This is a genomic window from Sphingomonas mangrovi, from assembly GCF_047975845.1.
In the GTDB taxonomy this organism is placed as follows: domain Bacteria; phylum Pseudomonadota; class Alphaproteobacteria; order Sphingomonadales; family Sphingomonadaceae; genus Sphingomonas.
On the sequence record NZ_JBIUCZ010000036.1, the window covers coordinates 1 to 26,079 of the forward strand.

At 69.2% G+C, this 26,079-nt stretch carries 24 protein-coding genes, 1 tRNA gene and 1 pseudogene; 13 read left to right on the top strand and 13 right to left on the bottom strand.

The features are described from left to right. Window positions 1-837: 837 nt before the first annotated feature. Window positions 838-1,989 (bottom strand): AraC family transcriptional regulator, encoded by a 1,152-nt coding sequence (locus ACBY01_RS14795; RefSeq protein ID WP_416461708.1) that lies wholly within the window; start codon window positions 1,987-1,989, stop codon window positions 838-840. A gap of 257 nt (window positions 1,990-2,246) precedes the next feature. Here ACBY01_RS14795 and ACBY01_RS14800 point away from each other — a divergent pair, with 257 nt between their 5' ends. From ACBY01_RS14800 to ACBY01_RS14825, 6 genes and pseudogenes are all read left to right on the top strand, one after another. Next, entirely contained in the window at window positions 2,247-2,969 is a 723-nt protein-coding gene (locus tag ACBY01_RS14800; RefSeq protein WP_416461741.1) for an N-acyl homoserine lactonase family protein, read from the top strand. Next, window positions 2,944-3,891, top strand: a pseudogene (locus ACBY01_RS14805) (YifB family Mg chelatase-like AAA ATPase); the annotation flags it as partial. The gene ACBY01_RS14800 and the pseudogene ACBY01_RS14805, both read left to right, overlap by 26 nt. Window positions 3,892-3,971: 80 nt before the next feature. Beyond that, the gene (locus tag ACBY01_RS14810) at window positions 3,972-4,367 is read left to right on the top strand and encodes a DUF805 domain-containing protein (RefSeq protein ID WP_416461709.1); all 396 of its coding nucleotides are present in this window, start codon (window positions 3,972-3,974) and stop codon (window positions 4,365-4,367) included. Between the two features lie 138 nt (window positions 4,368-4,505). Beyond that, window positions 4,506-4,590 (top strand) — tRNA-Leu (locus tag ACBY01_RS14815). Window positions 4,591-5,041: 451 nt separating this feature from the next. Then, the gene (locus tag ACBY01_RS14820) at window positions 5,042-7,642 is read left to right on the top strand and encodes a TonB-dependent receptor (protein ID WP_416461710.1); all 2,601 of its coding nucleotides are present in this window, start codon (window positions 5,042-5,044) and stop codon (window positions 7,640-7,642) included. Continuing rightward, on the top strand, window positions 7,642-8,796 hold the full coding sequence (locus tag ACBY01_RS14825) for a glycoside hydrolase family 76 protein (protein WP_416461711.1): 1,155 nt from the start codon (window positions 7,642-7,644) through the stop codon (window positions 8,794-8,796). The genes ACBY01_RS14820 and ACBY01_RS14825 overlap by 1 nt, the downstream gene beginning before the upstream one ends. A 12-nt stretch (window positions 8,797-8,808) precedes the next feature. On the opposite strand, the gene ACBY01_RS14830 is transcribed toward ACBY01_RS14825, so the two are convergent. The 5 genes from ACBY01_RS14830 to ACBY01_RS14850 all read right to left on the bottom strand — a co-directional run bounded on the left by ACBY01_RS14830 (window position 8,809) and on the right by ACBY01_RS14850 (window position 14,758). Continuing rightward, the gene (locus tag ACBY01_RS14830; protein ID WP_416461712.1) at window positions 8,809-10,170 is read right to left on the bottom strand and encodes a sugar porter family MFS transporter; all 1,362 of its coding nucleotides are present in this window, start codon (window positions 10,168-10,170) and stop codon (window positions 8,809-8,811) included. Between the two features lie 100 nt (window positions 10,171-10,270). Beyond that, entirely contained in the window at window positions 10,271-11,128 is an 858-nt protein-coding gene (locus ACBY01_RS14835; protein ID WP_416461713.1) for an HpcH/HpaI aldolase/citrate lyase family protein, read from the bottom strand. Beyond that, window positions 11,125-12,162 carry a tRNA preQ1(34) S-adenosylmethionine ribosyltransferase-isomerase QueA gene (gene queA, locus ACBY01_RS14840; RefSeq protein ID WP_416461714.1) on the bottom strand — a complete coding sequence of 346 codons (1,038 nt, stop codon included), beginning with the start codon at window positions 12,160-12,162 and terminating at the stop codon, window positions 11,125-11,127. Before queA ends, ACBY01_RS14835 begins: the two co-directional genes overlap by 4 nt. Window positions 12,163-12,192: 30 nt before the next feature. Further along, window positions 12,193-12,849 carry a peptidylprolyl isomerase gene (locus tag ACBY01_RS14845; RefSeq protein WP_416461716.1) on the bottom strand — a complete coding sequence of 219 codons (657 nt, stop codon included), beginning with the start codon at window positions 12,847-12,849 and terminating at the stop codon, window positions 12,193-12,195. 91 nt (window positions 12,850-12,940) lie between these two features. Beyond that, window positions 12,941-14,758 (bottom strand): ABCB family ABC transporter ATP-binding protein/permease, encoded by a 1,818-nt coding sequence (locus ACBY01_RS14850; RefSeq protein ID WP_416461717.1) that lies wholly within the window; start codon window positions 14,756-14,758, stop codon window positions 12,941-12,943. A gap of 119 nt (window positions 14,759-14,877) precedes the next feature. Here ACBY01_RS14850 and ACBY01_RS14855 point away from each other — a divergent pair, with 119 nt between their 5' ends. Then, a complete protein-coding gene (locus ACBY01_RS14855) occupies window positions 14,878-15,114 on the top strand; it encodes a hypothetical protein (protein WP_416461718.1) in 237 nt (78 codons plus the stop codon). A 90-nt stretch (window positions 15,115-15,204) separates the two neighbouring features. On the opposite strand, the gene ctrA is transcribed toward ACBY01_RS14855, so the two are convergent. The 3 genes from ctrA to ACBY01_RS14870 all read right to left on the bottom strand — a co-directional run bounded on the left by ctrA (window position 15,205) and on the right by ACBY01_RS14870 (window position 17,970). After that, window positions 15,205-15,906 (bottom strand): response regulator transcription factor CtrA, encoded by a 702-nt coding sequence (gene ctrA, locus ACBY01_RS14860; protein WP_416461719.1) that lies wholly within the window; start codon window positions 15,904-15,906, stop codon window positions 15,205-15,207. Between the two features lie 136 nt (window positions 15,907-16,042). Continuing rightward, the gene (locus tag ACBY01_RS14865; protein WP_416461720.1) at window positions 16,043-17,068 is read right to left on the bottom strand and encodes an AI-2E family transporter; all 1,026 of its coding nucleotides are present in this window, start codon (window positions 17,066-17,068) and stop codon (window positions 16,043-16,045) included. Then, on the bottom strand, window positions 17,065-17,970 hold the full coding sequence (locus tag ACBY01_RS14870) for a LysR family transcriptional regulator (RefSeq protein WP_416461722.1): 906 nt from the start codon (window positions 17,968-17,970) through the stop codon (window positions 17,065-17,067). The genes ACBY01_RS14865 and ACBY01_RS14870 overlap by 4 nt, the downstream gene beginning before the upstream one ends. Window positions 17,971-18,102: 132 nt before the next feature. Between ACBY01_RS14870 and ACBY01_RS14875 the strand changes: the two genes are divergently transcribed. Beyond that, window positions 18,103-18,801, top strand: a complete 699-nt coding sequence (locus ACBY01_RS14875) for a pirin family protein (protein WP_416461723.1) — start codon at window positions 18,103-18,105, stop codon at window positions 18,799-18,801. 112 nt (window positions 18,802-18,913) lie between these two features. After that, a complete protein-coding gene (wrbA, locus tag ACBY01_RS14880; RefSeq protein WP_416461724.1) occupies window positions 18,914-19,516 on the top strand; it encodes an NAD(P)H:quinone oxidoreductase in 603 nt (200 codons plus the stop codon). A gap of 124 nt (window positions 19,517-19,640) precedes the next feature. Here wrbA and ACBY01_RS14885 read toward each other — a convergent pair whose 3' ends face one another. Next, entirely contained in the window at window positions 19,641-20,474 is an 834-nt protein-coding gene (locus ACBY01_RS14885) for a M15 family metallopeptidase (protein WP_416461725.1), read from the bottom strand. 88 nt (window positions 20,475-20,562) lie between these two features. On the opposite strand from ACBY01_RS14885, the gene ACBY01_RS14890 reads away from it, so the two are divergent. Genes ACBY01_RS14890 through ACBY01_RS14905 form a run of 4 tightly spaced genes read left to right on the top strand, consistent with a single transcriptional unit; the run spans window position 20,563 to window position 23,206 of the window. Beyond that, the gene (locus ACBY01_RS14890) at window positions 20,563-21,213 is read left to right on the top strand and encodes an RluA family pseudouridine synthase (RefSeq protein WP_416461726.1); all 651 of its coding nucleotides are present in this window, start codon (window positions 20,563-20,565) and stop codon (window positions 21,211-21,213) included. A 12-nt stretch (window positions 21,214-21,225) separates the two neighbouring features. Beyond that, entirely contained in the window at window positions 21,226-21,651 is a 426-nt protein-coding gene (gene arfB, locus ACBY01_RS14895) for an alternative ribosome rescue aminoacyl-tRNA hydrolase ArfB (protein WP_416461727.1), read from the top strand. A 26-nt stretch (window positions 21,652-21,677) separates the two neighbouring features. Beyond that, a complete protein-coding gene (locus ACBY01_RS14900; protein ID WP_416461728.1) occupies window positions 21,678-22,166 on the top strand; it encodes a GAF domain-containing protein in 489 nt (162 codons plus the stop codon). A gap of 8 nt (window positions 22,167-22,174) precedes the next feature. Continuing rightward, window positions 22,175-23,206, top strand: coding sequence for a glycosyltransferase family 2 protein (locus ACBY01_RS14905; protein ID WP_416461730.1), 1,032 nt, complete (start codon window positions 22,175-22,177; stop codon window positions 23,204-23,206). A 144-nt stretch (window positions 23,207-23,350) separates the two neighbouring features. Here ACBY01_RS14905 and ACBY01_RS14910 read toward each other — a convergent pair whose 3' ends face one another. From ACBY01_RS14910 to ACBY01_RS14920, 3 genes are read right to left on the bottom strand one after another with little or no spacing between them, the layout of a single operon-like run. Beyond that, the gene (locus tag ACBY01_RS14910) at window positions 23,351-24,097 is read right to left on the bottom strand and encodes a nucleotidyltransferase family protein (protein WP_416461731.1); all 747 of its coding nucleotides are present in this window, start codon (window positions 24,095-24,097) and stop codon (window positions 23,351-23,353) included. Further along, window positions 24,094-24,999, bottom strand: a complete 906-nt coding sequence (locus ACBY01_RS14915; protein WP_416461732.1) for a hypothetical protein — start codon at window positions 24,997-24,999, stop codon at window positions 24,094-24,096. The genes ACBY01_RS14910 and ACBY01_RS14915 overlap by 4 nt, the downstream gene beginning before the upstream one ends. Next, window positions 24,996-26,018, bottom strand: coding sequence for a diacylglycerol/lipid kinase family protein (locus ACBY01_RS14920; protein WP_416461733.1), 1,023 nt, complete (start codon window positions 26,016-26,018; stop codon window positions 24,996-24,998). The genes ACBY01_RS14915 and ACBY01_RS14920 overlap by 4 nt, the downstream gene beginning before the upstream one ends. Window positions 26,019-26,079 lie beyond the last annotated feature (61 nt).

Sequence of the window (26,079 nt, forward strand, 5' to 3'; positions counted from 1 at the left end):
GCCATCGCCCGCCAGCTCAACGAGCGGCCCAGAAAAACCTTGCTCTACAAGACGCCGGCTGAGACCTTCGCCCAAGCCGTTGCGACCACCGGTTGAACCCACAGTGGAAAGCGGACGAGGAGGTTCGCCTTGGCTGCATCACGGTCCCTACCCCGTTGGCGCGGCAGATCACCTCTTTTTAGGATAGAACGTTAGCGCAGGCACAGCTTTGATTCGTGAGACGACGCAAGATTTCTGCTGATCCGTTGTGCCATCGGGGAAGCGCAATCCCAAGTAGCTGAACCACGGCGGTCTTGGAATGTGATGGTAGACGAACGCACTTGGGGGAGCATTGCAGGCATCCGTTGCTGCTTTGATGTCTCCCTTACTTTCGTCAGGAACCCAGTAGTCCCCCGTTAATGGGAGGCCCCAATCAACAGTGTAACCTTCCGGCCCTATAATTACGTGTTCTGAGGCAACGAAATCTGAGCCGTTTGAAGTGGCGCAGGCTGAGAGCGTGGTGAGGATCGACAACAAGGTCGCACGATGGATCTTTAAGTTGGACTTCATGAAAGGCCTTGGCGATAGTAGTCAGTCGAACGTCAGCGGAGACTGACCTGCACCGCGAACGTCCGCACGTGGGGCGGTGGTCGCCATTCCGCTTCCCACCCATCTTCAATCGTTCGCGGAGGTGCTGTCCGCCCTGTCTCAGCAGACGCCGCAGAAAAGCTAGCTTTCGAAGCGATTGATGCTGAGCGATACCCCAGCTGTACCCGGACCGGGAATGGCGGGAAACGCTCACGTCCGGATATCAGGGGCGCAGGAATTGTCCGCCTTGGCTAGCTGGAGCACGTGACCCTACGATTCCGGCGGAGGAGAAAAGCACGTGCGAAAGGACCAGAACGGGCTGCGTTCATCGAACTTGCACGCCGGGCGTGTTGAGACCGCTAGCTTAGCGATCTCGGCAGCGTAGGCCGCTCCTGGCTGTTCGCTGCCACCACACTGAGCCCAGCTTGCAGTTCGCATCCCGGTCGCATCCGCTTCGCCAAAGCGAACGATCCAGCCGTGGCAAATCGGCGGTGGAGGGGGAGGGGGCGCATCGGTGCTTGGGGGATCCCAAACCGCCGCTTTCAACTGCCGGGGAGTCTTGCCGTGCACGGCTTGCACGTGACGCGAAAAGTGGGATCGCGACGCATAGCCCACGGCTTGAGCAGCCTGCATCACGGAGTAGCCGGACGATCCAAGGAGCGCGCCTGCCGTTGTCATGCGGACGGACAGCAACACCTCCCGGAACGATGTTCCTGCGCGGTCCAGCTGCCGGCGGAGCGTGGAAGCTCCGATGCCGAGTTCGGCTGCGATCTCACCTACCTGCCATGCGTGCCCTGGATCGGCGCAGATGATCGCTTCGACCTGTTCCCTTCGACCGACCGCAGTCAGCATTCCGGCTACAGGCATCTCCGCCAGCAGCAACAGGATCTCCAGTACGCGGTACCGCGCCAAGGTGGCGGCTACCGCTACACCTAGTCCGGTCAACGCGCTGGCGGCATGGCCATATGCCTCGACAAGCGCCGGCGTAAGGTCGACGTCGAGCCGATCGGGTATCGGGCCGGCAACCTGCACAGGGCGGAGACTACTGCGCAGCGTTTGCCGTAGCGCCTCATCGACCGTGATGCAGATCGATTCGTACCGGCCGGAAGTGGGATCGGGATTGTTGACCAGATCGAAATCCATGCCGGCCGGGATGACGAACGGAACGCCTGCCGCGAATGTCTGGGCAACGTCGCCGCGCCAGACTTCCTTCGTACCGCTCAACACTACGACGACCGCCGGATGCTCCATCCGGCTGCGGGCAATGCGTTCGCGCTCCTGGACGCAGTAGCCGAAGACGCGAACACCGCGGTCCGTGCCATGGGGGACAGTGCCGTGCACGCCAGCCGGCGCACGAAGCTTGGCGAGCCGGCTCAGCAGCAAGGCACGCAGTTCGTTCTGATCGACGGCATTGATCGGCATGGCGCGATGATCGCCCGATCGCCCGTGCCCCGCAAGAACCCCGTGAGCGTTTCTGGCGCGAATGCGAGCATAGTCGGCACATGCACCTCTCGAAGCGCGGGCATCTTCACTTCGCATATGAGGAGAACGCCATGCCTGTTTCGCTGTGGTCCCGCATTGTAGCGGGATGCATGTCTCTCGTCGTGAGCGCGGGGGTCCAGGCCGCTGCACCCGACGCCGGAGTGATGATCTGGCGTCTCGACTGTGGCCAGATCGTAATGAACGATGCCTCACCGCTGTCCGATACCGGGATCTATGACGGTGAAGCCCGTCGCTTGAGCGTAGGCTGCTACCTGATCCGGCACGGCAAGGAGTTGATGTTGTGGGATGCCGGTCTGCCCAGCTCACTGCTCGGCAAATCGGCCGATCAGCAACCGATCAGCCCCACCTTGGCGGTCGACCTTCCCACCCAGCTAGCTCGCGTCGGCATCCGTCCTGACGACATCACCCGGCTGGCGCTGAGCCACTACCACTTCGACCATGCGGGGCAGGCGGCGGCGTTCCCGAAGGCCACGCTGATGATCGGGGCGGCAGACTGGGCGGCGTTGCATTCCAAGCAGATGCCGTTCGGTGCAGATCCGGACCTCTTTGGGCCGTGGTTGAGCGGGAAGGGGAAGGTCGATCCGATCGAAGGAGACAGGGATGTGTTCGGCGACGGCTCCGTGATCATTTTGGCGGCACCGGGTCATACTCCCGGCTCCACCGCATTGCTGGTGCGTTTGCCTGAAACCGGTCCTGTGATCCTGAGTGGAGACGTTGTCCATCTGGAAGCGCAATGGTCGCTGTCGGCCGTGCCCTCCTGGAACACGGACCGCGCCTATAGCTTGGCATCGATGGACCGCTTGCAGAAGCTCGCGGCGAAGATCGGCGCGACCATCATCGTTCAGCATGATCCTGCTGACATACCCAAGCTCGCCACCTTTCCGACGGCTTCTCGGTAGAGATACCAACGAGCGGCTAACTCATGCCTGTGTAGCCATATCAAATCTCCTGATGGTCGGACCGCCGGGCGCGGGCAAGTCGCTGCTCGCCTCGTGCCTGCCCGGTATCCTGCCGCCGCTCGACTCGGCCGAGGCGCTCGAAGTGTCGATGGTCGCCTCGGTCGCCGGCACGCTGACGGGCGGGCGGATGACGCGGGCACGGCCGTATCGCGCGCCGCACCATTCGGCGTCGATGGCGGCGCTGGTCGGCGGCGGGCTGCGGGTGCGGCCGGGCGAGGTGAGCCTGGCGCATCTGGGCGTGCTGTTCCTCGACGAGTTGCCCGAGTTCCAGCGGCCGGTGCTCGATTCGCTGCGTCAGCCGCTCGAAACCGGCTGCGTCAGCGTGGCGCGCGCCAACGCCCATGTCAGCTTCCCCGCGCGCGTCCAGCTGATCGCGGCGATGAACCCCTGCCGCTGCGGCCATCTCGGCGACCCGGCGCTCGCCTGTGCGCGCGCACCGCGCTGCGCCGCCGATTATCAGGCGCGCGTTTCCGGTCCGCTGCTCGACCGTATCGACCTTCATGTCGAGATGCAGCCGGTCAGCGCCGCCGACCTGGCGCTGCCCCCCGCCGCCGAAGGTTCGGCCGAGGTCGCCGCGCGTGTCGCCGCCGCCCGAGCCCTCCAGTCGGCGCGCTACCGCGACGTCGCCGCGCGCACCAATGCCGAGGCCGATGGCGATGTGCTCGAAGCGGTCGCCACCCCCGACGCGGCCGGCGCGAAGCTGCTCGCCCAGGCGGCGGAGGCGATGCGGCTCTCGGCACGCAGCTACACCCGCGTGCTGCGCGTCGCGCGCACCATCGCCGACCTTTCCGGCGCAGAAACAATCGGCCGCGGTCATGTCGCCGAGGCGCTCAGCTACCGACGTCAGCCTCCGCGCGCCTGAACAGGTTGTGCAATGCGGTAAAGTCATGGCAGGCTCGCGCCGCCGGCAACCGAACTGGTTGCGTTGGAAAAGGGGAAAGCATGGACTGGATGCTGTTGCCGCTGAAGCGCTACGCCGACTTCTCAGGTCGGTCGCGGCGCAGGGAATATTGGATGTTCCAGCTGTTCTATGGCATTGTTATTGCAGTGCTTGTCGGGCTGGCGTTTCTGATGGGAGATCCCAACAGTCCCGCGACGTTCCCGTTGATCCTGCTGGGTTTGTTCGTGCTGGCTACCATCGTTCCCGCGATCGCCGTGCAGGTTCGTCGCTTTCACGACCAGGACAAGAGCGGATGGTTCGTCCTGATCAACTTCGTCCCCTACGTCGGCGGGATCGTTACTTTCGTGTTCATGGTTCTGCCGGGAACGCGCGGCGCAAACCGCTTCGGACCCGACCCGATCTATGGCGCGGCCGAGGTCGAGCAGGTGTTCGGCTGATCGGTTAGCGGTCGATCGAAGAACGTGCAGAGTCCGTCGGCACCGCCGGAAGGCCGGTCCGACGGACTCTGGCGTTTGCGCTGACGCTGCCGTATAGCGCCGCGACCGGCCGGAGCCTGTGCTTCCGGCCCGCACCGTGCGGGTGTGGTGAAATTGGTAGACGCGCCGGACTCAAAATCCGGTTCCGCAAGGAGTGTCGGTTCGAGTCCGACCACCCGCACCAACGATTCCTCTGACGCGCTGTACGCGGTGACTGTGTCGTCGGTTGACGGACTGACCGGCATCTTCGGACCACGACCGCCGCGCGTGCTGGCGTTATTCGGCACCAGCGCTCCGCTGCGTCGACTATAGGCCTGCAATAGATGTGTGCCACTGTGGCTGTGTTGTCACGCTCGTCACAGCTTCCGAATGCATCCTCCACAAGAAAACGAAATTAACTTTACTTAAGTCTGCAGCCGAGGAAGCTTGCCTCCAAGCGGACGGCGACAGCCAACGAGCTGCGGGAAACCGGACCTCCGCAACGAAGGAGAGGTCGTGTGTCGAGCATGCATCGTCTGTGTCTTGCGTCGTCGGTCGTTTCGCTGACGATCGGTCTTGCCCATCCCGCGACGGCCCAGACGGCGCCTTCAGGAGAGCAGGCCCCTGCGCCTGCCGCCGACTCCGGCGAGATCGTCGTGACGGGCCTTCGGCGCAGTCTCGAGAGTGCGCAGGCGCTCAAGCGCGATGCGCCGCAGATCGTCGATGCGGTCGTCGCCGAGGACATCGGCAAGCTGCCCGACAACAATGCGTCCGAGGCGCTGGCGCGCATCACCGGCGTGCAGGTCAATCGCGGCAGCGACGAGGCGGGGGGCGTGCAGGTGCGCGGCCTGCCCGACCTGACCACCACCTTCAACGGGCGCGAAGTCTTCACCGCCGAAATGCGCAACGTCGCGCTGCAGGACTTCCCCGCCGGCGCGCTCGCCGGGCTGGAGGTGTACAAGTCCACCACCGCCGACCAGATCGAGGGCGGCATCGCCGGCCTCATCAACGTCCGCTCGCGGCGGCCGTTCGACTTCGACGGTCTGGAGGTCGCCGGCGCGGTGCGCGGGACCTATGGCGACCAGGCCAAGAAATACGATCCCAACTTCAACGTGCTGGTGACCGACCGCTGGGAGACCGGTATCGGCGAGATCGGCGCGCTGGTGAACGTGTCCTACACCCAGCTCCACTATCTGACCTCGTCGCGCTACATCAACGGCAACATCGTCTCGCCGGGCGAGAACCAGCCCGTCGACGGCCCGCGCGACTTCGTGCTGCCGGAGTCGGCCGGCGTCTATTACGACCGCGGCAAGCGCTGGCGGCCGTCGGTCAACGGCTCGCTGCAGTGGCGGCCGGCGCACAACGTCGAGATCTACGTCGACGGCCTGTTCCAGGGCGCGCGTACCAACGTCGAGAACGACTTCGTCGGCCTGAACCTCGTCAGCGACAATCCGCGGCTCAGCAACATCGTTCGCAACGGCGAGGTGCCGAATACGCTCGACAGCGTGACCGTCACGCCCGACTTCGCCAACGGCCGCGGCATCGACTTCTCGCGCAGCACGCGTGCGGGGCGCACCAACACCTACCAGGGTGCGATCGGCGGAACCTGGGAGATCGACGAGCGCGCGACGCTCACCACCGACTTCGCCTATACCGACACCCGCGCCACCTATATCGACCACAATATCGACTATGCGCCCGCGACCGCACAGTCGGCCGACATCGTGTTCGACGTGGGCGGCAAGGACGGCGGGCCGCAGTTGTCGATACCCGGCTTCGACGCGCTCAACCCCGACAATTTCATCATGCGCGGCCTCTGGGATCGCCGCTCGCTCGCGAAGGGCAAGGGCATCCAGTGGCGCACCGACCTGAAGCTCCAGACCGAGCTGCCGGTGATCACGCAACTGGACGTCGGCTTCCGCTACACCGACCGCGACGCGCGGCTGCGCAGTGGCGGGCGCTATGCCACGCTGCGATCGCTGCGCATCCCATTGTCACAGCTGCCGGGAGCGGAGGACGGCGGCCCGATCCACGCCGGCTTCCGCGGCAGCGACGCGCAGCCGTTCCGCCAATGGTGGGCGCCGAGCCGCGACGCGATCTTCGGCAACATCGACGCGATCCGCGACCTCGCGCGCGAAGGCCTGGCGGGGATCGGCACCCCCGCGGCGCTGGAGGAACTGGCCCGTTACCAGTCCGACATCCCCGCCTACGTCGCCAACGAAAAATTCGACGCGATCGAGCGCTCCTATGCCGTGTACGGCCAGGTCCACTACGGCTTCGACGTCGGCACGATCCCGGTCGACGGCATCGTCGGCGCGCGCATCGTCAACACCACGACGAGCGCCACGGGCATCGGTCTGGTCGACAATGTGCTGACGCCCGCCACCTCGCGGCAGAACTATGTCGACGTCCTGCCCAGTGCCAGCTTCCGGGCGCGCCTGACCGACCAGCTCCAGCTGCGTCTGTCGGCGACCGAGACGCGCAGCCGGCCGAACTTCAACCAGCTGAGCCCCGCGCTCACCTACAGCGTCGGCGACACGACGCCGATCCGCGGCAACAGCGGCAACATCGATCTCCAGCCGGTCCAGTCGACAAACTACGACGTCTCGCTGGAATGGTATTTCTCCAACACCGGATCGCTCACCGGCGCCATCTTCCGCCGCGACGTGCAGGGGTTCATCACGAACCTCAACGTGCCGATCACGATTCCCGACGTCGGACAGGTCATCTTCAACCGGCCGGAGAACGGCGGCAAGGGCCGCTTGCAGGGCGTCGAGGTCGCGTTCCAGACCTTCTTCGACTTCCTGCCCGGCTGGCTGAGCGGCTTCGGCACCCAGCTCAACACGACCTATATCGACGCGTCGCAGGCGCTCCCCGCGGCGCTCGGCGAGGCAGGGCAGGATTCCGATATCCCCGGCGTGTCCAAGTGGAGCTACAACGCGGTCGCCATCTACGAGAAGGGGCCGGTGTCGGCACGGCTGGCGTACAACTGGCGGTCGCGCGTCACCAATTTCTTCGCGACCGACGACGATGGCCAACTGATCGGGGGCGAGTTCAACCGGCCCATCGAGCGGCTCGACTTCTCGCTGTCGGTGGACGCGCTGAAGGCGCTGACGCTCACCTTCGACGTCAGCAACATCACCGGCACCCCGTTCCGCGCGCTGCGTGCGGCGACCAACCTGCCGGACGTGAGCTACCCGCGCGACGTGCGCTACGAGAGCCGCGTCTTCGCGCTCGGCGCCCGGTTCCGCTTCTGATGCGCGGGCCGGAGCTTTCGCGCCGCAGCTTCGCGGCGGGCGCCACCCTGGCGGCACTGGTGCCCGTTCCCGCCTTCGCCGCGGCCCCGCTCACCCGGGCCGAGGCATGGCGGTCCGCGATGGAGCGGGCGTTCGCGCGGAACAACGGCACCGGGCTCTACCGCGAGCACGTGCCGGTGCAGCCGGGCGACCCGCGCTACGCCACCGAATGGCCGTTCTCGCAGGCGCATATCGCCTATCTCGATCTCGTGATGGCGGGGGCGGAGGCGGAGCGCCGCTACGGCCCCGCCTTCGCGAAGGTGCGGGAGGCGCAGCAGCGCTACTGGTCGGAGACGAGCACGACGGGCAAGCCCGGCTATCTCTCGGCCGTCACGGCGCCGCTGGGGAAGGGCGACGACCTCTATTACGACGACAACGAATGGGTCGGGCTTGCGGAGGTGCAGCATCATCTCTTCAAGCGCGACGCGCTGTCGCTGCGGCGGGCGAAGGCGGTGTTCGAGCTGATTCGATCGGGTTGGTCGACCGATCCGAAGCTGCCGTCGCCGGGCGGCGTGGCGTGGACGCAGAAGTCCGACAACGGCGATCGCAACACCGTGTCGAACATGCCGGGCGCGGAGCTCGGGCTGCGGTTGCACCAGTTCACCGGCGACCGGCGCTACCTGGACGATGCGCTGCGCTACTATCGCTGGACCAACGCGACGCTCCAGCGGCCGGATGGGCTGTACCACGACCATCTGAAGCTCGACGGCAGCATCAACACCCATGTCTGGAGCTACAACCAGGGCGTGCCGGTGGGCGTCAACGTGCTGCTGTCGCAGATCACCGGTGAGAAGAAGTACATCGCCGAAGCCAGGCGGATCGCCGACTCGAGCTATCGCTGGTTCGTGGAAGGGGATCGCTTCGATCCCGAGCCGCCGGCGTTCGTCGCGATCTTCTTCAAAAACCTGCTGCTGCTCGAAAGCGCGACCGGGGAACGCCGCTTCCGCGACGCGATGCAGGCCTATGCCGATCGTATCTGGCGGACGCGCCGCGATCCCGAGACCGGCATCCTGAAGGCGCGCACGGGGCGTTCCGAACTGATCGACACCGCGGCGATGGTGCAGATCGAAGCGGTGCTCGCCTGGGATCCGGCGAACTGGCCCACGCTCTACTGAGCCGGGCCCGCGCTACAGCCGCATCTGCTCCAGCGGGACGTTGTTCGTCTCGGGCATGAAGCGCCACACCCAGGCGAACTGCACCAGCATCATCGCGCCGAAGAAGAGGAACACCCAGCCGCCGACCCGTCCGGCGACGATCGGAAAGGTCCAGGTGATCGCCGCCGCCAGCACCCAATGGGTGGTGGAGCCGAGCGCCTGGCCCTTGCCGCGCACTTCGCTGGGGAACACCTCCGACAGGAACACCCAGATCACCGCGCCCTGGCTGACCGCGAAGGCGGCGATGAAGCCGAGCAGCCCGACCAGGACCAGTGTGCCGTCCGCCGCCGGCTGCTCCAGTTGGAAGCCGACCAGGAACAGCGCCAGCGCGCAGACGATCGAGCCGACGTAGAGCAGCGGCTTGCGGCCGAAGCGGTCGATCAGGAACAGCGCGAGCACGGTGAACAGCAGGTTGATCCCGCCCACCGCGATCGACTGGAGCATCGCGCTGTCGGCGCCCGCGCCGCCCTGCTCGAAGATGCGCGGCGCATAGTAGAGCAGCGCGTTGATGCCGGAGAGCTGGTTGAACATCGCGATCGCGATCGCACAGGCGACGGGGGTGGCATAGCGGCGCTGGAACAGCTTCGGCTGCGTCTCGCGCACCTGCACGCCCTGCATGCCGGCGATCTCCAGCTCGGGACGGGCGAAGCCGAGCCGTCCGAGCGCGGCCAGCGCATCGGCCGAGCGGCCGCGCACGACGTACCAGCGCGGGCTTTCGGGCAGCCCCAGCGTCACCAGCAGGAACACCGCCGAGGGCAGCGCGACGATGCCGAGCATCCAGCGCCACGCCTGGTCGGCGGGCACCGCCTGCGCGATCAGATAGTTCGACAGGAAGGCGAGGAGGATGCCGAGCACGATGTTGAGCTGGTTGAGCGCCACGAGGCGACCGCGAAAGCGGGTCGGGGAAACCTCGGCGATATAGACCGGTGTCACCACCGAGGCGGCACCGATGGCGAGGCCGCCCAGCGTGCGGAACGCCAGCAGCACCGGCCAGCTGCCCGCCAGTCCCGCGCCGAGCGACGACACCACGTACGCGGTCGCGATCGCCAGCAGCATCCGCTTGCGCCCGTAGCGATCGGCGGGGGCACCCGCCGCCAGCGATCCGACGACGGTGCCGATCAGCGCGGAAGCGACGGTGAAGCCGAGCGCCGAGTCCGAGAGGGCGAAGTGCGCCTGCAGCGCCTGGGTCGCGCCGGAGATCACCGCGGTGTCGAAGCCGAACAGCAGACCGCCGAGGGCGGCGCCCAGCGCGCTGAGTACGATCGCCGGGGTCATGCCGGTGCTGTCCTCCGCCGCCCGGAGCTGCCAGTCGTCGCGCGCAACATCGTCGGTCATGGCATCCTCCGCAGGCGACCGGCCTCTCGAACGGGCCGTGTCGAACTCTTCGGGAGACATGGCTATCGACAGCGGCGGGCGCTGTCCAATCGCCGGCGCGTCAGCGGGTCGCGTCCGCCCGCTCGGCGAGCGCCAGCACGCGCCGGGCGTCCTCCAGGTGCAGCCGCTCGACCATCGCGCCGTCGAGACGGATCGCGCCGCGGCCGGCAGCCTCCGGTTCGGCGAAGGCCGACACGATCGCGTGGGCGCGGGCGATGTCCTCGGCGCTCGGCGAGAAGGCGGCGTTGCAGGGCTCGATCTGGCGGGGATGGATCAGCGTCTTGCCGTCGAAGCCCATCGAAGCGCCCTGGCGGCACACCGCGGCGAGACCTCCGTCGTCGTCAAGGGTGTTGTGGACCCCGTCGAGCACGGTCAGGCCCCAGCCACGCCCGGCGGCGAGCACCAGGCTGAGCAGCGGCAGCAGCTCGGTGCGGTCGGGCGACAGCCGGCAGCGCATCTCCTTGGCGAGATCGTTGGTGCCGATCACCAGTGCCTCCAGCCGCGTGCGCTCCGCGGCGGTGACGATCTCGCCGATGGCGGGGATCGCGCGGCAGGTCTCGATCATCGCCCAGATCGGCACGCTGCCGAGTGCCGCTCGCGCGGCGGCGAGGTCCGACGCCGCCATAACCTTGGGCAGCAGCACCGCGTCGAACGGCGCCGCATCGGCGGCGGCGAGATCATCCGCCGCCCATTCGCTGTCGAGCGCATTGACGCGCAGCACCAGTTCGCGCGCGCCGAAGCCGCCGGCCTGTGCGGCGGCAACCGCCGCCTCGCGCGCCGCCGCCTTCTGCTCGGGCGCGACCGCATCTTCCAGATCGAGGATCACCACGTCGCACGGCAGCGTCCGCGTCTTCTCGATCGCACGCGCGTTGGAGGCGGGCAGGAAAAGGGCGCTGCGGCGGGGGCGGGGATCGCTCATCCGGAGCGCTCCGGCAGCAGCAGCGAGGCGTCGCCGTAGGAGTAGAAACGGTAGTCCTGTCCAATGGCGTGCGCGTACGCCGCCTGCATCCGCTCCAGACCCATCAACGCCGAGACCAGCATGAACAGCGTCGAGCGCGGCAGGTGGAAGTTGGTCATCAGCCCGTCGATGCCGCGGAAGCGATAGCCGGGCGTGATGAAGATCGCGGTGTCGCCCTCGAACGGCCGGACGATGCCGTCCTCGCCGGCCGCGCTTTCGATCAGGCGCAGGCTGGTGGTGCCGACCGCGATCACCCGGCCGCCGTCGCGGCGCACGCGATTGAGCCGCTCGGCGGTTTCGGCGTCGAGCCGGCCCCATTCGGCGTGCATGCGATGCTCGCTGGTATCGGCGGCCTTGACCGGCAGGAAAGTGCCGGCGCCGACGTGAAGCGTCAGCGTGGCATGGCCGATGCCGCGCGCGTCGAGCGCCGCCATCAGCCCGGGCGTGAAGTGCAGCGCGGCGGTGGGCGCGGCGACCGCGCCGGCCTCGCGGGCGAACAGCGTCTGATAGTCGTCGGCATCGCGCGCATCGGTCGGGCGCTTGGAAGCGATATAGGGCGGCAGCGGCATGCGTCCGGCGCGTTCGAGCAGCAGCTCGACCGGCTCGTCGCCGCCGAACTCCAGCAGCACGCTGCCGTCGTCGCCACGCGCGCCGGCGGTGGCGACTACGCCCGCGCCGAAATCGATCGTGTCGCCGTCGCGCAGGCGGCGCGCGTTGCGGACGAAGGCGCGCCAGGCGCGCGGTCCCTCGCGCTTGTGGAGGGTGGCGCCGATCCGCGCCTCGCCGCGCGTGCCCTCCAACTGGGCGGGGATCACGCGGGTGTCGTTGAACACCAGCAGGTCGCCGGGGCGCAGCGCATCGGGCAGGTCGGTGACCACCGCGTCGCGGGTGTCTGCGCCGTCGAGCACCAGCATGCGTGCGGCGTCGCGCGGTGCCGCGGGGCGAAGCGCGATGCGCTCCGCCGGCAGCTCGAAATCGAAATCGTCGACGTTCATGTCAGCTCCGCCGGACGGCCGGCGCGCGGCTCAGCGCGTCGCCGGGCCCGAAGGCAGGGTGAGGTTCTGATCCTCGGCCGGGACGGTGCTGGTCGCCGGAGCGGCCTGATACGCCGGGGGATTGTCCGCGGCGACATAGGCGTGGACGATGCGGGTCGGACTTGCCGGCGGCTCGCCGCGCTGGATCGCGTCGACATACTGCATGCCGTCGATCACCCGGCCGAACACCGTGTACTTCTTGTCGAGCGCGAGGCGCGGCGCGAGCATGATGTAGAACTGGCTGTTGGCGCTGTTCTCGTCCTGCGCGCGTGCGGCCGCGACGGCACCACGGACGTGGGGCAGGTAGTTGAACTCCTTCTCGACGTCGGGAAGGTCCGATCCGCCGCTGCCGTCGCCCTTCGGGTCGCCGCCCTGCGCCATGAAGCCTTCGATGACGCGGTGGAAGCTCAGGCCGTCGTAGAACTTGCGGCGGGTGAGCGTCTTGATCCGCTCGACCATCTTCGGCGCGACGTCGGGGCGCAGCCAGACGGTGACCCGGCCGCCGGTCGACAGGTCGAGCAGCCAGAGGTTCTCCTTGTCGGTGGTGGCGGGCGGTGCGGCGCGACCCGGCACCTCGATCAGCTGGGCTGCGGCAGGCAGCGCGAACAGGGACGCGAACAACGCGAAAACAACGGCAAACAGGCGCATTTCCACCCCGGGGAAAGAGTTCTCGGTGAGCGGCTTAGAGGATTTCCCGAGGCGGGGGTAGGGGGCGGCTGCCCCGGTCCGCCGGCCGCCGCTACTCCGCTGCCAGCGCTTCCTCGCGCTCGGCGGCCTGGCGGGCCCACATCTCGGCATAGACGCCGCCGCGGCGCAGCAGTTCGGCATGGGTGCCGCTCTCGGCCACCGCGCCCGCCTCCAGCACGACGATGCGGTCGGCGTGGACCACGGTCGACAGGCGGTGGGCGATGACGATGGTCGTGCGGCCTTCCTCGATCGCCTCCAGCGTCGACAGGATCTCCGCCTCGGTACGGCTGTCGAGGGCGCTGGTCGCCTCGTCCAGGATCAGCACCGGCGGGTTCTTGAGCAGCGTGCGCGCGATCGCGACGCGCTGCTTCTCGCCGCCCGACAGCTTGAGGCCGCGCTCGCCGACGCGCGTGTCGTAGCCCTCGGGCAAGCTCTCGATGAACGGCGCGATCGCGGCACCGCGTGCGGCGTCCGCCATCTCGTCGGCGGTGGCGCCGGCGCGGCCATAGGCGATGTTGTAGCCGACGGTGTCGTTGAACAGCACCGTGTCCTGGGGAACGATGCCGATCGCGGCGCGCAGCGAATCCTGGCGCACGCCGGCGATGTCCTGCCCGTCGATGGTGATGCGGCCGCCGGTCGGGTCGTAGAAGCGGAACAGCAGCCGCGCGAGCGTCGACTTGCCCGCGCCCGACGGGCCGACCACCGCCAGCGTGCTGCCGGCCGGCACATCGAGGTCGATGCCCTTGAGGATCAGCCGGTCGGGATCGTAGCCGAAGCGGACGTCCTCGAAGCGGACGTGGCCGCGGTCGACCGTCAGCGCGGGCGCGTCGGGCGCGTCGCGCACCTCGGCCGGCGTATCGATCAGGTCGAACATCGCGCCCATGTCGGTCACGCCCTGGCGGATCGTGCGATAGACCATGCCGAGCAGGTCGAGCGGGCGGAACAGCTGGGTGAGCAGCGTCGACACCAGCACCACATCGCCCGGCGAGAAGCGGCCGCTCGCCCAGCCGAACCCGACTAGCGCCATGCCGCCGCCGAGCATCAGCGCGGTGATCAGCGCCTGGCCGATGTTGAGCAGCGCGAGGCTGTTCTCGCTCTTCACCGCGGCGCCCGCATAGGCGGCGACGGCGCGCTCGTAGCGCTCCGCCTCGCGCGCCTCGGCGCCGAAATACTTCACCGTCTCGAAGTTGAGCAGCGAATCGACCGCATGCGCGACGGCACCCGTGTCGAGCTCGTTCATCCGCTCGCGCAGCGCGTTGCGCCAATCGGTCACCCAGCGGGTGAAGAGGATATAGGCGGCGACCATCGTCAGCGTGCCGGCCACCAGCCAGCCGCCGAAGCGCGTCGCGAAGATGCCGATCACCAGCGCCAGCTCGAGCACCGTCGGGGCGATGTTGAACAGCAGGAAGTAGAGCATCGTGTCGATGCTCTTGGTGCCGCGCTCGACCACCTTGGTGACGGCACCGGTGCGGCGTTCGAGATGGAAGCGCAGCGACAGGCCGTGGAGGTGGCGGAACACCGAGGCGGCGAGCTTGCGCGCAGCCTCCTGCCCGACCCGCTCGAACACCATGTTGCGCAGATTGTCGAACAGCGTCGCGCCGAACCGCGCGGCCGCGTAGCCGGCGATCAGCGCGACCACCAGCCACAAGGCGTCGCGGCTCCCCGCGCTCATCGTGTCGATCGCGTTCTGCAGCGCGAAGGGAGCGCCGTAGACCTGTACCAGCTTCGACAGCACGACCAGCAGCAGCGCCGCGACGACGCGCAGCTTCAGTCCCCGATGGCCGCGCGGCCAGAGGAAGGGAAGGAAGCGGCGGAGAGTCGCGAGCATCGGCCGCTGGGATGCGGCGGAAGCGGAAAAGTCGGGTGGCATTGCACCCGATTTGGGATGTCCGGAGCCGCCGCGCAACGGCTGCGCGCGGGATCGGCGCGGAAGGTGGCCGGGAACCGGACGCATTCTAAAGCGGTTGAACGTCCGCAAGGAGCAAGTGAATGGACCCGATTCTCTACGTCATCGCGATCATGGGCTGTGCGGACGACGCCAGCCAGTGCCGCAGCGCGCGAGTCGAGCCGGCGACCTATACCAGCATGGCGACCTGTCAGGCGGCGATGCCCGACGCGCTGGTCCGCAACACCGACCTCAGCTACCCGACGATTTCCGCGGCCTGCCAGCAGCGCGGCGGCCAGTTCGCGCGCAACGATGCGCCGCAGACCGCCCGCGGCGGCTGAGACGCGCCGCGCGCACGCACGACGACAGGCACGAAAAAGGGGCCGCGGCTGGGTAGCCGCGGCCCCTTTTTCATTCGCCTCGCAGACGGCTCAGGCGACTTCGGCGGCGGGCTGCTCGCTGGCGTCGCGCAGCACATAGCCGCGGCCCCACACCGTCTCGATGTAGTTCTCGCCGTCGCAGGCGGTGCTGAGCTTCTTGCGCAGCTTGCAGATGAACACGTCGATGATCTTGAGCTCGGGCTCGTCCATCCCGCCGTAGAGATGGTTGAGGAACATCTCCTTGGTGAGGGTGGTGCCCTTGCGGAGCGAGAGCAGCTCCAGCATCGCATATTCCTTGCCGGTCAGGTGGACGCGGTTGCCGTCGACCTCGACCGTCTTGGCGTCCAGATTGACCGCCAGCTTGCCGGTGCGGATCACCGACTGCGAATGCCCCTTGGACCGGCGCACCACCGCGTGAATGCGCGCGATCAGCTCCTCGCGGTGGAACGGCTTGGTGACATAGTCGTCGGCACCGAAGCCGAACGAGCGCACCTTCGTATCCATCTCGCTGATGCCCGACAGGATCAGCACCGGCGTCTGGACGCGGGCGACGCGAACCTTCTTGAGCACCTCGTAGCCGTGCATGTCCGGCAGGTTGAGGTCGAGCAGGATGATGTCGTAGTCGTACAGCTTGGCGAGATCGAGCCCCTCCTCGCCCAGGTCCGTCGTGTAGACGTTGAAGCCCTCGGCCTCGAGCATCAGCTCGATGGCGGTGGCGGTCGTCGGCTCGTCTTCGATCAACAAAACGCGCATCGCAGTCCCCCCTGTTCGGCGATGACCCCAGAGGGTGCGCGCCTTAGGACGATGTCATTAACCTAAACGGGTCTGAAGGCAAAAGGTTAACGCAGTTCTAACCGGCATAGATTAGAACCGATTTGACGGTCGAAAGTCACACATCCTCCCCCAGCGTCTCGCGCAGGTAGAGGCTGCGGATCAGGGTGAAGATCACCACGAGCAGCGCCGCCGAGAAGAACAGCCCGAACAGGCCGAACACCACGCCGATGCCGATGATCGCGAACAGCGTCACGGCCGGAGGGATCGCGATCACCCGCGCCTGGACGTACGGAGTGATGAAGTTCGTCTGGAGCAGCCGCACCACCGCATAGGTGACCAGCGCGCCGATCAGCGGCCCGGTCCCCTGGGTGGCGCCGAGCCCCAACGCCGGGATCATCGCTGCCGTCGGCCCGACATAGGGGATGAACTCGCTCAACCCGGCGAGCAGCCCCAGCGCGGCCGCGGACGGCACGCCCGAGATCCACAGGCCGACGCCGATCAGCACGCCCATGCTGGTCATCAGGATGATCTGCGCGCGCAGCCACAGCCGCAGCGTCTCGCCCGTATCGTCGAGCGCATCGGCGAAGGCGTCGCGCTTCGAGCGGGGCACCAGCAGCAGCAGGCCGCGGCGGTAGACCTGCGGATCGGCGGCGAAGAACATCGCGCCGGCCAGCAACAGGATGCAGTTGAGCAGCAGTTCGCCCGTTCCCTGGACGAGCCCGCCGATGTCCTGCGCGATCCGCGATCCGGCGAACGCCGCCTCGACCGCCTCGACGATGCGCGCGCCGACCGGCGATCGGCCCATATAGGCGGCAAGGTCCGACAGCAGCCCCGGCAGCGCGACCACCAGCGCGTTGACCTGCGCGCCGAACTGATAGCCGAACAGCCACACCAGGAACGCCGCCGCGGCGAGAACCGTCGCCATGCCGGCAGGCACCCGCGCCCGCTCGGGCAGGCGCAGGCGACGGCCGTAGATCTCGGCCAGCGCATGGATCACCGTCGCGCCCAGCACCGATCCGAACGCCAGGATCAGCAGGTTGAGTGCGCGATAGAGCGCCACCGCGACGACGCCGATCAGGATCAGCAGCACCACCCGGCGTAGGAAGCGGGCATCCTCCGCGTCGGGGCGGAGCCGGTTCACGCGCGCGCCGCGCGGTGGCGGAAGCGTTCGGTGAGGAACTCGATCAGCGCCTCGACGCGCGCCGGGCGCAGCGTTCCCGGCGGGGTGAGCAGGTGGAGGGCGATGCCGGTCTCCTCCCAGTCCTCCAGCACCCGCACGAGCGTGCCGTTCGCCAGATCCTTGTCGACGATGAAGTCGGGGAGGCGCGTGAGGCCGAGCCCGGCGCGAAGTGCCGGCAGCATCGCCTCGCCATTGTCGGTGCACATCGGCCCGGAGGGGCGGATCACCACTTCCTCCTGGCCGCGGCGGAACTGCCACACATAGGGGCGGGTGACGTTGGTGTAGGCGAGGCAGGCGTGGTGCGCGAGGTCCGCGGGATGCTCGGGACGGCCGTGCTTCTCGAGATAGGCGGGAGCCGCGACGAGGTGCAGCGCGACCGGCGCGAGCCGCCGCGCGCGCAGGCTGCTGTCGGGCAGGTCGGCAATCCTGAGCGCGACGTCGATCCCCTCCGCGACGATGTCGGTCGAGGCGTCGGACAGCGTCAGGTCGATTTCGATGCCGGGGTAGAGCGCGAGGAAGTCGGCGACGGCCGGCGCCACGCGGCTGAGCCCGAAGGTCATCGGCGCCGCCAGCCGGACGCGGCCGGTGGGCGTGCTGTTGGCGTCGCGCGCCATCTCCTCGGCATCGCGCGCCTCGGCGAGGATGCGCGCCGCGCGCTCGGCCAGGGCGGTGCCGCTCTCGGTCAGCGTCAGCCGGCGCGAGGTGCGATGGAACAGGGTGGCGCCCAGCCGCGCTTCCAGCCGGCTGATCGCCTTCGACACCGTCGCCTTGGACGTGCCGAGAGCCTGTGCCGCGCTGCTGAACGAGCGGTGTTCGACCACCGACGCGAAGATCGCCCAGGCTTCGAAATCCGGTAGCATCATCGGGCAAGCACCTCCGCGTTCACCCATATTATAGAGGGAACGATCCGTTTCCAACGTTTCCGTTTACGCGATGATGCCCCGACCTATCTTGCTCCCGACGCCGGCCCAGCGCCGAGCGGAAAGGAGTTTCCGATGATCGAGAAGCGCAGCTTCGACAGTCTCGGCCATGCCGACCACGGCTGGCTCAACGCGCGGCACCATTTCTCGTTCGCCGACTATCGCGATCCGCGGCGGATGGGCTGGGGCGCGATCCGCGTGTGGAACGACGACGAGATCGCGCCGAACACCGGCTTCCCGCCGCACCCGCACCGCGAGATGGAGATCATCACCTTCGTGCGCAGCGGCGCGATCACCCACCAGGATTCGATGGGCAACACCGGCCGTACCGCCGCCGGCGACGTCCAGGTGATGAGCGCGGGCACCGGGGTGCGCCACGCAGAATATAATCTGGAGCCGGAAACCACCCGCATCTTCCAGATCTGGATCGAGCCGCGCGAGCAGGGTGGCGCGCCGGCCTGGGGTGCCAAGCCGTTCCCGCGCGACGATCGTTCGGGCCGGTTCGTGGCGCTGGCGAGCGGCTTCGCCGAGGACGCCGACGCGTTGCGCATCCGCGCCGACGCGCGGGTGCTCGGCGCGACCGTCCGCGCCGGCGAGACGTTGACCCACGAGGTCGGTGCCGGCCGCCACGCCTATCTGGTGCCGGCGACGGGCGTGGTCGAGGTCGACGGCACGCGGATCGATGCGCGCGACGGAGCGGCGATCGCCGGGCCGGTGCGAGTCGCGATCACCGCGATCGAGGACGCCGAGATCGTCCTGGTCGACGCGGACTAAGCGTTCCCCGGCCGCGGCGGACGCGGCCGGGGCAGGGGGCCTGCCGGATCTCTCCCTCCCTACGGCGGGCCCCCGAATCTCTCATCCAAGGGGCGGGCACACGGAGAACGCGATGGCTAAGGTACTGGTGCTCTACTATTCCTCCTACGGCCACATCATGAAGATGGCCGAGGCGGTCGCCGAAGGCGCACGCGGCGCGGGTGCCGACGTCGACATCCGCCGCGTGGCCGAAACCGTGCCGGAAGACCTCGCCAAGCAGTCGCACTATCTGCTCGACCAGCCCTATCCGGTGCTGGAGGACGTCAACGAGCTCGCAACCTACGATGCGATCGTCGTCGGCACCGGCACCCGCTACGGCCGCATGACCAGCCAGATGGCGGCGTTCTGGGACAAGACCGGCGGCGTCTGGGCCAAGGGTGCGCTGATCGGCAAGGTCGGCGGCGCCTTCACCTCCACCGCCAGCCAGCACGGCGGGCAGGAGACGACGCTGTTCTCGATCCTCACCAACCTGCTCCACCACGGGCTGACCATCGTCGGCCTCGACTACGGCTTCCAGGGTCAGATGGGCGTGGACGAAGTGCGCGGCGGATCGCCGTACGGCGCGACCACGATCGCCGGCAGCGACGGCAGCCGCCAGCCGCATGCCGAGGAACTCGAATCGGCGCGCTACCAGGGCAAGCGCATCGCCGAGACGGCGGCGAAGCTCACCGCCTGAGCGCGTAGCGCCGCCACAAGCATGTGCCCCGGCGCAGGCCGGGGCCCAGGTGGGAAGGCCGAGGTGGTGGCTCGATCCGGCACCACCCCAACTGGGCCCCGGCCTGCGCCGGGGCACGCGTGCCTCAGCCTTGCGGTGCCCCGGCCGCCGGTTGCGCCGGCGTCAGCAGGCGCCGGTCCTCGGGCCTGTTCGGATAGGCGGGGAAGCGCGCGGCCGCCGGCGCGAACAGCGCCCGCGGAATGGTCGCGCCCGGCGCTGCCGGGGTGCGGCCGACCCAGCGCCAGTGCCACGGCTCCCACTTCACCTGCTGCTTGTTGCCGGCCGGGAACGACTGTTCGAAGCCGAATTCGGCGGCATGGGCGATCAGCCAGCGGCCGGCGGGGGTGGCGGCGAAGCATGCCTCGGCATCCGGGCAGCCGTTGCGGTCGCGCGTGCCGAAATCGATGACGTAGCCTGTGGCATGCTCGCTGAAGCCGGGCGGTGCGGACGCCCAGGCACGCTCGCGGAAGCTGCTGCTCCCGTCGGCGTTGATCCCGCCGCAGAAGGTCTGGCGCTGCAGCCGTACCGAGCGATGGCAGGAGACCGCGCGCAACTGCCCGGCGACGACGGGATCGGCGTTGGCGCGCGCGAGCAGCGCCTGGAGGTCGGCGAGCATTGCCGGATGGATGCGACAGCTGCCGCCCGGCGCGAATTCCTCCGGTGCGGGGATCAGCGCGGTCTCGACCGTGTCGGGGTAGGGGAAGTGGTTGAACAGCCGTCCGTCGGGGCCGGGCTGGACGATGCCGCGGTCGCACAGCGCAACCGGGGCGCGATTTACCGCTACCGCCGGTGGCGGTGCTGCGGGCGTAGGCGTCGTGGGGACGAGCACGACCGGCGGCTCCACCGGCGCCGGCTTGGGCGCCTGACAGGCGGCGAGCGCCAGCACCAGCGCAGCGGACATCCGCGGGGAAAAACGCATCCGACCTCCTGAAACGTGCCGCGCGGCTGCGCCGCCTTTCGACCGCTGCGCTCTGGCATGTCCGCGGCAGCGGTGGCAAGGGACGGCCATGCTGGACGACCTGGTACTCTTCATCGACGGCGAGGCGATCGTGATCGACAAGCCCGCCGGCCTGCCCGTGGATCGCCCGCGCGACCGCAGCCCCAGCATCGAAAGCCGGCTCGACGAGCTGACCTTCGGCTTCCAGCGGCTTCCGACCGCCGTGCACCGGCTCGACCGCGACACCAGCGGCTGCCTGCTGCTCGCGCGCAATCCCAAGGCGCACGCCCGCTTCCAGCAGGCGTTCGAGGCGGGGCTGGTGCAGAAGCGCTATCTGGCGGTGCTCGACGGCGTGCCGGCGCAGGCTTCGGGCACGATCGACCTGCCGCTCGCCAAGGTGAGCAGCGCCGAGGCGGGCTGGCGGATGGTCGGCGATCCGAAGGGCAAGGCGGCGCGCACCAACTGGAAGCTGCTGCACGAACAGGACGGCCGCGCGCTCGTCGCCTTCTTCCCGGAGACGGGGCGGACCCACCAGATCCGCGTGCATGCCGCCGAGGCGCTGGGCGCGCCGGTGGCGGGCGATCCGGTCTACGGGCGCGGCGGCCGCGCGATGCTGCTCCACGCCGCGCAGCTGACGGTGCCGCGCGGCGCCAAGCCGCCGATCGAGGCGACCGCGCCGCTGCCGGCGAGTTTCGCCGCCGCCGGTTTCGCAGCCGACTAGGGTCTTCGCCGGATGGTCGCCATCCCGATCACGCGCTCGATCCGCATCGACAGCGACGAACTCGTCGAGAGCTTCACGCGATCGAGCGGACCGGGCGGGCAGCACGTCAACACCACCGACAGCGCGGTGCTGCTGCGCTTCGACGTCGCGGCATCCCCGAACCTGCCCGAGGCGGTGAAGGTGCGGCTGGCGGAGCTGGCCGGCTCGCGCATGACGCGCGAGGGGGTGCTGATCCTGCGCAGCGAGGGTGCGCGCTCGCAGCTGCTCAACCGCGAGGAAGTGCGCGAGCGGCTGGTCGCGCTGATCCGCGACGCGACCTTCGTGCCGCGCAAGCGCAAGCCGACGAAGCCGAGCCGCGCCGCCAAGGCGCGCCGGGTAGACGCAAAGAAGGGCCGCAGCGCGGTCAAGGCCGGGCGCGGCAAGGTCCGCCTCGACTGACCGCGCGACCAACGGAAAGGAACGCCATGTACGTCTTCGACATCGCCGCCGGCTCCAAACAGGAGCTGTACCGTGAGCTTTCGGGCGCGCTCGACGCGCTCACCGCCGACGAGCCCGACGCGGTCGCCAACATGGCCAATGCCGCCGCGCTGCTGTGGGAATATCTGCCCGACCTCAACTGGGCGGGCTTCTACCGCAACGTCGCCGACGAGCTGGTGCTGGGTCCGTTCCAGGGCAAGGCGGCGTGCATCCGCATCCCGTTCGGCAAGGGAGTGTGCGGTGCCGCCGCATCGACACGCGAGACGCAGCGGGTCGAGGACGTCCACGCCTTTCCCGGCCACATCGCCTGCGACGCGGCAAGCCGCTCCGAGCTGGTGGTGCCGATCGTCCACGACGGCCGGCTGCTCGGCGTGCTCGACCTCGACAGCCCGTCGCCCGCGCGCTTCGATGCCGAGGATGCGGCCGGGTGCGAGGCGCTGATGGCGCGGCTGGCACCGCGGCTCGCGCAGGGCTGAGCGCCGCCGTGCCGACCGTCTCCGTCCTCATCCCCGTCTACAATCGCGCGCATCTGGTCGGTGACGCGATCCGCAGCATCGTGGCGCAGCGCTTCGGCGACTGGGAGCTGGTGGTGGTCGACGACGGGTCGAGCGACGAGTCGATCGCTGTGGTCGAGGCGTTCGGCGATCCGCGCATCCGCGTGGTGCGCCACGCACGCAACCGGGGCATCCCCGACGCGCGCAACACTGCGCTCGATGCGGCGCGCGGCGACCTGATCGCGTGGCTCGACAGCGACGACCTCGCGCGGCCGGAGCGGCTGGGGGCGCAGGTCGCCTTTCTCCGCCAGAACCCGGACGTGGCGATGGTGGGGAGCTGCGCGGGCAAGATCGGCAAGGACGGCCGCCGCAAGCGCGGCGTGCGGGTGCCGCCGCTCGGGTCCGACGACATCGGCGCTTGGCTGCTGTTCCGCTCGGCGTTCCAGCAATCCTCGGTGATGGGGCGCGCCGAGCTGCTCAAGGCGTACCCCTATCAGCGCAGCTTCGACGTGTGCGAGGACCTCGACGTGTTCGTACGGCTGGCGCGCCGGCACCGGCTCGCCAACCTGCCGAGGGTGCTGATCGACCGACGCGTCCACCCCGACCAGACGGTCCGGCTGCGGCAGGATCGGATCCGCGAGCGCAAGACGCAGCTGTACGCGGGGCCCCTGGCGGAACTGGGCATGATGTTCAACGCGGAGGACCTTCGGCGCCACACGCTGCTCGGCAAGACCAAGCTGGAGGGCGTGGCGCTGCCCGAGGATTTTCTCGGCTGGGCGGACGGATGGCTGCGCACGCTGCGGATGCGCAACGCCGAGAGCCGCTACGTCGCGCCCGAGGGGATGGCGCTCGCCACCAGCTGGTTCTGGCTGCTCGCCTGCCGAGTCGCGATCCCGCAGGTCGGGCGGGCGGCGGCGGTGCGGGCGTATCTCGGCTCTCCGCTGGCCAAGGGGCTGGTCGGCGCGCCCGCGCGGCACTGGCTGGCCCGGAGCGCGCCGGTGGTGCTGGGGCTGCGGCGGTAAGTCTGAGCGGAGACGGCGTCCGCCCCCGCGTCATGCCAGCGCAGGCTGGCATCTCGTGCCGCAGGGGGAAGGTTGGCGGTGTGCGCGGCAGCGGTGCGTGCCTGCCTCGGGAGATCCCAGCGTTCGCTGGGATGACGTGTGTGGCTATCCGACCAGTCGCCGGACCAGATCAAGGTCGACGGGCTTGTCGACGTCGACCGCCGCTAAACCGAACGGACTCGCCACCGCCCGCGCGGAAAGTCCCGCGGCCGCACCCAGGCGAACGAGCGCCTGGTCCAGCGTCAGCCGGCCCAGCAGATAGCGCAGCAGCGTGGCGACACCTAATCGGCGGACGATCCGCCACGGCCGCTTGCGGTCCGCCTCGACCTGCGACCAGAGGGCGAGCGCCGCTTCGGCCTTCGGGCTCGCCAGGTAGAAGAGGTTGCACCCCGACCAGCTGCCGTCGGCGAAGCGCAGATAGGTGCGCTGAGTCTCCGGCACCGCCGCCTCGATCACGTCGCGGCGTGCGAGCAGCGCGGCGACATCGGCGTCGGTGGGCGTCGCGGCGAGGAACTGCGTGATCCACTCGGGCTCGAGCAGCGCATGGTCGGCGGTGGTGACGAGCAGCGGCGTGCCGAGCGCGACGAGGCCGCTGCGCGTGCTGCGGCTGGGGCCGGCTTCGGCTTGCAGCACCTCGACGCCGAGCGTCGCGGCATGCGCGGCAACGGCCGGGTCCGTCACCGACACGCCGATGCGCGTGGCGCCGGCCGTCCGCAGTGCGGCGACGACACGCGCGAGCATCGTCGCGCCGCCCACCTCGATCAGCGCCTTCGCCGGAACGCCGGCATAGTCCGCGACCGGATCGGCGCCGCCGCGCGAGCCGGCGAGGACGAGCGCGTGGAACGCCGTCACGCCTGCGCCCGCGCGCGCCACACCCGCCATAGCACGCCGGGCGCGGCGAGCAGCGGGTGGCGTTCGGCCCAGGGCGTCAGCTTAACCGGCACGCCGGTATGGCGCTCGACCTTCCACGCCCCATAGCGCGCGGCACCGTCGAGCAGGAAGGCCGCCTTGACCAGCCGCAGCGCGTTGAGCGGCTTGCCCGTCCGCCGCCGCGATCGCCATTGACGCAGGACACCAGCACGCGCTTCGGGCGGCAGCAGCGGCGTGAGTTCGCGGCCGCTGTCGCGATAGGGCAGGCGGTCGGCGTCCCAGGCGAGCGGCAGCAGCGCGGCATAGCGTGCCGGGTCGTAGGCGAGGATCTGGTCCTCGCGCCCCGGCCGCTCGACGCGCAGCTCGGCGCGATAGGTCTCGCGGAACAGCGCCTTCCAATAGTCGGCGGGCGTGCCGTGCGCCGGGCCGAGCACCGCGGCGAAGCGCGCGGCGGTGACCGTGGCGGCGGCGATGGCGTCGACCACCGCCTCCGCCTGCGCGGCGCCGGCGATGTAGAGGAGCGCGCTCGGCTGGACGAAGCGGGTCCAGATGGTGGTGTCGGGCAGTGCGCCGGTCGCGGCCTCGGCGAACACCGCGAGCGGCATCGTCGCCACCTTGGCGCGGAGTGCGAGGCCGCCGACCTGTGCCTCTTCGAAGCTGATGTCCGGCCACAGCCAGCGCGAGACGGCGCGGCGGGGCGCTCGGTCGGTCAGCACGTAGAAGTCGAGCAGCCCGTCGAGGTCGCCCGTGCGCAGCACCGATCCGTAGAACAGCACCGCCACGCCGCCGAGCCGCTCGGCGACGACGGCGGCGGCCTCGACGATCTCCGGCCGCACCTCGACCGCGAGCATGTCGGCGACGGCATGGCGCAGCGGCGTCGTCACGGCGTCACGAACTGGAGCGGCGTGCCCTGCCGCACGGTGAGCGTGCCGCCCTCGTACAGTTCGCCGTCGAGGATGAAGCCGCCGTCGAGCGTCAGCGTGAACGCGCCGACGTCGTGGCGGCGGTAGCCGGCCGTCTCCAGCCACGCCGCCTGCGAGCCGCGCAGCAGCGCCGGTACCGCGCGCGCCAGGTGCTTGGGCGGGGCGTCGACGGCGAGGACCTTGAGCCCGGCGCGGACCGGGCCGAACGGCTTGAGCTTGAGCGGCAGGCGCTCGAGCGTCGAGCTGAACAGGATGTAGAAGTTGCGCTCGGCCGGTGTCGCGTCGTCGAGCTGGAGGCGCATTGGCGCGCCCGCGCGCCAGTCGTTGGCGTGGCCGCCGAATAGCGTCTGGGCGATGCCCCAGAACAGCGAAAGGCCGACCGCGAAGCTGTTGAACGCGCCGGCGGTGTGGGTGCGCTGGGCGAGTTCGGTCGCGCGGACGAAGGCGCCGGCGCCGAACAGGAAGCCGCAGAGCTCGGGCTGGACCGCGTCGCCGCGCAGGATCTCGACCGGCGACCGCGCCGCGGTGCGGCCGTGGACCGAGGCCTCCAGCGCGTCCTGGACGCTCCAGTCCGCGGGCAGGCCCAGGTCGAGCGCAAGCGCGTTGGTCTTGCCCGAAGGGACCACCGCGATCCGCGGCAGCTTGCCCGCGAAGATGCCGTGGGCGCAGGTCAACACGTCGCGCACCGTGCCGTCGCCCCCGTCGACCACCAGCAGCTCGATGCCGGCGTCGCGGAATTCGCGCAGCGTCTGGGCGAGCGCGGGCAGCGTCCGCGGGCCGCGGTAGAACAGGTCGGCGGTGTCGGCGGGTGCCGTCACCGACTCTGTGCCGCGCGTGCGGTTGCGGTGGCTGCGGCTGTTGCTGATGATCCCGGTGCGCGGATAGCCGGCGCGCACCGCCGGCTGGTGGGGCGAGCTCGTCGGATCGATCTGCGGGTCCGACGCCATCTGCTCTGCCGCACCCGAGGTAATCTTCTTCAAACGCGCCCCCGGGCCACGAAACTGAACAGAGGCGGGGGCCATGCACCGCTCGGCTGGCCCG

What these genes read in the sequence shown, in the direction of transcription:
- ACBY01_RS14795 (WP_416461708.1), bottom strand. Translation starts at nt 1,989, where the DNA reads ATGCCGATCAATGCCGTCGATCAGAACGAACTGCGTGCCTTGCTGCTG.
- ACBY01_RS14800 (WP_416461741.1), top strand. Translation starts at nt 2,247, where the DNA reads ATGAACGATGCCTCACCGCTGTCCGATACCGGGATCTATGACGGTGAA.
- ACBY01_RS14810 (WP_416461709.1), top strand. Translation starts at nt 3,972, where the DNA reads ATGGACTGGATGCTGTTGCCGCTGAAGCGCTACGCCGACTTCTCAGGT.
- ACBY01_RS14825 (WP_416461711.1), top strand. Translation starts at nt 7,642, where the DNA reads ATGCGCGGGCCGGAGCTTTCGCGCCGCAGCTTCGCGGCGGGCGCCACC.
- ACBY01_RS14830 (WP_416461712.1), bottom strand. Translation starts at nt 10,170, where the DNA reads ATGACCGACGATGTTGCGCGCGACGACTGGCAGCTCCGGGCGGCGGAG.
- ACBY01_RS14835 (WP_416461713.1), bottom strand. Translation starts at nt 11,128, where the DNA reads ATGAGCGATCCCCGCCCCCGCCGCAGCGCCCTTTTCCTGCCCGCCTCC.
- queA (WP_416461714.1), bottom strand. Translation starts at nt 12,162, where the DNA reads ATGAACGTCGACGATTTCGATTTCGAGCTGCCGGCGGAGCGCATCGCG.
- ACBY01_RS14845 (WP_416461716.1), bottom strand. Translation starts at nt 12,849, where the DNA reads ATGCGCCTGTTTGCCGTTGTTTTCGCGTTGTTCGCGTCCCTGTTCGCG.
- ACBY01_RS14850 (WP_416461717.1), bottom strand. Translation starts at nt 14,758, where the DNA reads ATGCCACCCGACTTTTCCGCTTCCGCCGCATCCCAGCGGCCGATGCTC.
- ACBY01_RS14855 (WP_416461718.1), top strand. Translation starts at nt 14,878, where the DNA reads ATGGACCCGATTCTCTACGTCATCGCGATCATGGGCTGTGCGGACGAC.
- ctrA (WP_416461719.1), bottom strand. Translation starts at nt 15,906, where the DNA reads ATGCGCGTTTTGTTGATCGAAGACGAGCCGACGACCGCCACCGCCATC.
- ACBY01_RS14870 (WP_416461722.1), bottom strand. Translation starts at nt 17,970, where the DNA reads ATGATGCTACCGGATTTCGAAGCCTGGGCGATCTTCGCGTCGGTGGTC.
- ACBY01_RS14875 (WP_416461723.1), top strand. Translation starts at nt 18,103, where the DNA reads ATGATCGAGAAGCGCAGCTTCGACAGTCTCGGCCATGCCGACCACGGC.
- wrbA (WP_416461724.1), top strand. Translation starts at nt 18,914, where the DNA reads ATGGCTAAGGTACTGGTGCTCTACTATTCCTCCTACGGCCACATCATG.
- ACBY01_RS14885 (WP_416461725.1), bottom strand. Translation starts at nt 20,474, where the DNA reads ATGCGTTTTTCCCCGCGGATGTCCGCTGCGCTGGTGCTGGCGCTCGCC.
- ACBY01_RS14890 (WP_416461726.1), top strand. Translation starts at nt 20,563, where the DNA reads ATGCTGGACGACCTGGTACTCTTCATCGACGGCGAGGCGATCGTGATC.
- arfB (WP_416461727.1), top strand. Translation starts at nt 21,226, where the DNA reads ATGGTCGCCATCCCGATCACGCGCTCGATCCGCATCGACAGCGACGAA.
- ACBY01_RS14900 (WP_416461728.1), top strand. Translation starts at nt 21,678, where the DNA reads ATGTACGTCTTCGACATCGCCGCCGGCTCCAAACAGGAGCTGTACCGT.